Source organism: Cryobacterium sp. Y62 (assembly GCF_002929785.1).
In the GTDB taxonomy this organism is placed as follows: domain Bacteria; phylum Actinomycetota; class Actinomycetes; order Actinomycetales; family Microbacteriaceae; genus Cryobacterium.
The window spans coordinates 1-4,043 of sequence record NZ_PJJK01000038.1; the positions used below are offsets into that span (position 1 = coordinate 1).

The 4,043-nt window shown below is 59.0% G+C and carries 5 protein-coding genes; 2 read left to right on the forward strand and 3 right to left on the reverse strand.

All coding sequences use genetic code 11. The features are described from left to right. Nucleotides 1–72 precede the first annotated feature (72 nt). A complete protein-coding gene (locus tag CXY71_RS21335; RefSeq protein WP_199184126.1) occupies nt 73–324 on the reverse strand; it encodes a hypothetical protein in 252 nt (83 codons plus the stop codon). On the opposite strand from CXY71_RS21335, the gene CXY71_RS22495 reads away from it, so the two are divergent. After that, complete coding sequence (locus CXY71_RS22495; RefSeq protein ID WP_368665842.1) at nt 292–579, forward strand: DUF427 domain-containing protein; 288 nt, start codon at nt 292–294, stop codon at nt 577–579. The two genes, CXY71_RS21335 and CXY71_RS22495, sit on opposite strands and share 33 nt — an antisense overlap. Before the next feature lie 341 nt (nt 580–920). Here CXY71_RS22495 and CXY71_RS00445 read toward each other — a convergent pair whose 3' ends face one another. After that, a complete protein-coding gene (locus CXY71_RS00445; protein WP_104133778.1) occupies nt 921–1,418 on the reverse strand; it encodes a hypothetical protein in 498 nt (165 codons plus the stop codon). A 215-nt stretch (nt 1,419–1,633) separates the two neighbouring features. Between CXY71_RS00445 and CXY71_RS00450 the strand changes: the two genes are divergently transcribed. Further along, complete coding sequence (locus CXY71_RS00450; protein ID WP_104133779.1) at nt 1,634–3,082, forward strand: catalase; 1,449 nt, start codon at nt 1,634–1,636, stop codon at nt 3,080–3,082. A gap of 441 nt (nt 3,083–3,523) precedes the next feature. Here CXY71_RS00450 and CXY71_RS20835 read toward each other — a convergent pair whose 3' ends face one another. Beyond that, nucleotides 3,524–3,691, reverse strand: a complete 168-nt coding sequence (locus tag CXY71_RS20835; RefSeq protein ID WP_158252910.1) for a hypothetical protein — start codon at nt 3,689–3,691, stop codon at nt 3,524–3,526. Nucleotides 3,692–4,043: the final 352 nt, after the last annotated feature.

Below are 4,043 nucleotides of genomic sequence, written 5' to 3' on the forward strand. Positions count from 1 at the left end.
TTCACCCACGCCCGAAAATCAGAAAACCCGCCAAACCGAAATCAAGATTCCTTCAAAGGTCGACCGGTGGATTCAGGCTAAACTCCCACTGGTCTCATCCGCCTTGACAAGTTCCGTGGTCCTGCAGGTTCGGGCTATGTCGCCGACGACCCCGATCTCTCCGACTTCGTCATCCTTGATTTCACCAGTTTCGACCGCTGGCTCGAGGAAGATGAGGAAATCGATGCTCATCCGCGCGATCCGTTCCACAGGGTCGACGTCCGCCGCACATCCCGGCACATCCAAGTAATGATGAACGGTCAGCTTCTTGCTGACACCGTCCACGGCAAATTACTCTATGAGACGACGCTGTCGACCCGTTATTACTTGCCGAGAGAAGACGTACTTACAGCGCTTACGCCGAGTCCGACACGCACTCTCTGCCCGTATAAAGGTAAAGCGTCGTATTGGTCATTCACCCTAGACGGGCAAACGGTCGAAGACCTCGTCTGGAGCTACGAGGATCCACTCGCGGACGCCGCCGGATTAAAAGGGTACCTAGCCTTCTATGACGACGAAGTCGAGGTGCTGCTGGATTAGAAGCTCGCAAAGTCGACTAGGAGCGAGCTGATTTACAAGGTTTCAGTGGGTTGTTCGGGCGTCGAGGATTATTTTTTACACCGCGCTAAAGCCAGGTAGCCCCCTATGGGGAACGTAGTGGGTATGGAAAAGGGCGCGGGTGCTCGCGGTCAGGCCAGTCGCGGACACTGCGCCCGTATGGTGAATTGAGACAGACGTTAGGAGAATCTGTTTCATGACTAATCGTCGTAAGTTCAGCGCCGAGCACTGACCGAAGTCGGCTCGCGGGGCGGCGAGGGTGCGGCGCTGGCCGGCCCGCACGATCACGGCGCCCTGAGCGTCACGGCGCGCGAGGATCGGAGTCAAGCCTCGTTCTGTTTGATACTGGCGGCGAATTCCCGCAGCAGCTGCGATTCGGTGCGCACGGTGGCTTCGACCACGCTCGTGTTCGGGTCGACGTGCTCGACGATACCCATCCAGGCGGTAGATCGATGTGCAGGTGAGCGGGGTATTTTGTCGATCATTGCGATGTTCATCCGCTCAGGCCGGTAACCAAGATCAATCATGCGGTTCGCCGGAGTGGTCCCAAGGGCGGCGCGGCGCGCGGACGCCTCGCGATAATGCCGGGCGAACAGCCGGGTGTTGCCGGTGGCGATCACATATCCCGCCATCCACTCGCCCGTGTCGACGACGAACGCCAGCTCGGGTTCGATAGCCCGGTATGATCCGGCGAAGATGTCTGGTATCACGTTGTCGTCCGCGTGGAGGCCGGTTGCGTCTCTGCCGCTTGTGCTCGTCATCACGCACACCCGGTCGACGTCGCCCCGGTCGGTCGGCTGATATCGACGAATGACGATCATTGCTCCATCATGTCTGATGCGGGCGCCAGCAGTCCTCGCTTCCATGAGTGCCTCCCCGCGCCTGCCCTTGACTGCGCTCAAATATAGGAGTGGTATGGAGTGACTGCTTTCACGTGATGATCGCCGTCAACTGACAGCATCACCACATGACCGGAACAGGTTGCACCGATTCCGGAGGCGTCCGCGAATACATCGCCCAATGGACGGAAAATACAATGTCAGGTAAGAACTTCACGACAAACAATGCCGGTATCCCCGTAGCCAGCGACGAACACTCGTTAACGGTCAGCCCAGACGGTCCGATCCTCCTGCAAGATCACTACGCCATCGAGAAGATGGCGCAGTTCAACCGCGAACGTGTGCCTGAGCGGCAGCCTCACGCCAAGGGCGGTGGGGCGTTCGGCCACTTCGAGGTGACGAATGACGTCAGCGCATACACAAAGGCCGATCTCTTCCAGCCTGGGCGTAAGACCGACCTGCTCATCAGGTTCTCCACGGTGGCGGGCGAGCGTGGAAGCCCCGACACGTGGCGGGACCCACGTGGATTCGCCATTAAATTCTACACCGAGCAAGGCAACTACGACATGGTCGGCAACAACACCCCGATCTTCTTCATGCGTGATCCGATGAAGTTCATGGACTTTATCCGCTCGCAGAAACGCCGCGCCGATACTAACCTGCGTGACAACAATATGCAGTGGGATTACTGGAGCCTCTCACCGGAGTCTGCGCATCAAGTCATTTGGCTGATGGGCGACCGCGGCATCCCGCGTACCTGGCGGAACATGGACGGTTTCTCCAGCCACACGTACATGTGGGTCAACGCGGCAGGTGAGCAGTTCTGGGTGCGTTATCACTTCAAAACTAATCAGGGTATTGAGTTCTTCACCCAGGCTGAAGCGGACGCGATGGCCGGAACGGATGGGGATTTCCACACCCGTGACCTTCACAACGCCGTTGAGCGCGGCGATTACCCGAGCTGGACCTTGAAAATACAGATCATGCCCTTTGATGCCGCCAACGATTACCGGTTCAATCCGTTCGATGTCACCAAGATTATCTCCCAGAAGGATTACCCGCTGATCGAGGTGGGTCGCATGACGCTTGACCGCAACCCGAGTGACTATCACACGGAGATCGAGCAGGCGGCATTCGAGGTGAGCAACATGGTCCCGGGGATCGGTCCGAGCCCTGACAAAATGTTGCTCGGCCGGATGTTCGCCTATCCGGATGCGCACCGGGCCCGGATCGGTACCAACTACAACGAGTTACCGGTCAATGCCCCGCACAACGAGGTCCGATCCTATTCCAAAGATGGCCACATGCGGCATCACAACCCAGGGGATCCGACTTACGTGCCTAACTCACAAGGCGGACCAAGCGCGGACCCGGAGCGCTTCGGTGAGCCGGCCGGATGGCACAGCGACGGTGACATGGTGCGTGCGGCCGCCACGCTGCACGCAGAGGACGACGATTGGGGCCAGGCGGGGACTCTGGTCCGCGACATAATGGATGACGCTGCCCGACAGCGGCTGGTTAGCAACATCATAGGCCAGCTTCTCAACGGTGTCAGCGAACCGGTCCTGCTTCGTACCTTCGAGTACTTGCACAACGTGGACAATGCCCTGGGCGACAGAGTCGAGCGCGGCGTGCGCGCCGGATAAAACCATCCGTTCACAAATTGTTGCTCGTGCAGAGAATTGTTCCTGATGCGTGGGCAACAGCTCCTAGCTTTAGCAACAGGTGCCAGCTTCGCGACAGTTGCCAGGGACGCTCTCAACGGAGTCTGAAGCGGACAGCGACGACGACCACTGGGTCATGTGGGCGGCCATGAAGGGGTGGGCATGTTGGCATGCGTACTCGTCGGGAACTAGGACCGCCTCGAAAGTGGCTTCGTCGGCGACCAGGTCTGCCTGTTCCGAGCGAGCGGAATATTGTGCCGGTTGTCAGAGCACCTCTCCGTGGCGGCACTGCCACCCGCTCGTTAAGCTGCGGGCTTGCCAGCGGTCCAAACCCGGCAGGCCGACCTGCGGGACTGCCTTGGCGGGGCTTTCCGAAAGCAGGGTAATTTCGGTAAGCGGAGGCTGCCCTGCCCAAATCTCGCGCTACGTGTGTTTTGCTCGCTGCCGGTGATCCCTGATGGCGTCAGCCAACAGAACAACGATCGCGACGAGCAGACCGGTTCCCATCGTGACCCAGACGTCGAGATCAAGAAAGTACGCGAGCCCGCCGACAACCAGAATGCCGGGAATTATTGCGATTCTTGTAATCATGAGTTCACCTAACTGCCGTTATTTGCGGACGTCGCCACGAACGGTTGTGAGCTAGTAATCAGCGTTTGATAGCAGATGGCGTTTACGGAGCTGCCGTTGTTGACGAGCGGAACCGTCTCGGTCTTGGCAGTGACCGTGGCTGCGCCCCTGCTTTCGGCCAGCTCCTCCAGCGTCCTCGCCGTGGCAGGTGTCGACCCGGCTGTACGGATCGGGGCGGCGAGCATCCTCCTCCTGCTTGGCGTAGGGTTGCTGATCGCTGTCGATCGTCGTCTGTTAACGCCGACTGAAAACAGGGCCACTTCTGCCAACTGAAAACAGGGCCACTCTCGTGTGGTTCTAGTGTGCCGTAGTC